Raw genomic sequence first — 305 nt, 5'->3', positions numbered from 1 at the left:
GTAGCCGTCGGTCTTGCCGCCAACATCGAGAATAATGGGCGCGGCCTCCCATGCCGCCTTCAGGTCTGCAGGCGGCTCGACATAGGCGAGAGCGGTGCGAAAAGTCCTCAGTTCGCCGCCCAGTTCCGGAAACAGTTTCAAAACCCAGGCGCCGGCCGTAACGACGATGCGGTCGGCCTGCATGGTCTCGCCGCTTTCCAGCACGATATGACCGGTGTCGGTATCGACCTCGACCGCCTTGCTGTGCTCGTAGACATTGGCGCCATGCGCGCGCAGCCATCCGGCCAGACCGGTGGCAATCTTGC

1 protein-coding gene is annotated in these 305 nt (G+C 63.3%); it reads right to left on the bottom strand.

All coding sequences use genetic code 11. From position 1 onward, the window contains the following. Positions 1-305 (bottom strand): FAD-dependent oxidoreductase (locus EN862_RS35555; protein WP_135913331.1); only part of this gene is annotated, 305 nt, incomplete at both ends.

The organism is Mesorhizobium sp. M2E.F.Ca.ET.219.01.1.1 (genome assembly GCF_004016445.2).
Lineage (GTDB): Bacteria > Pseudomonadota > Alphaproteobacteria > Rhizobiales > Rhizobiaceae > Mesorhizobium.
The sequence above is the reverse complement of the archived record's forward strand: the minus strand, read 5'-3'. Positions and strand labels throughout refer to the sequence as shown.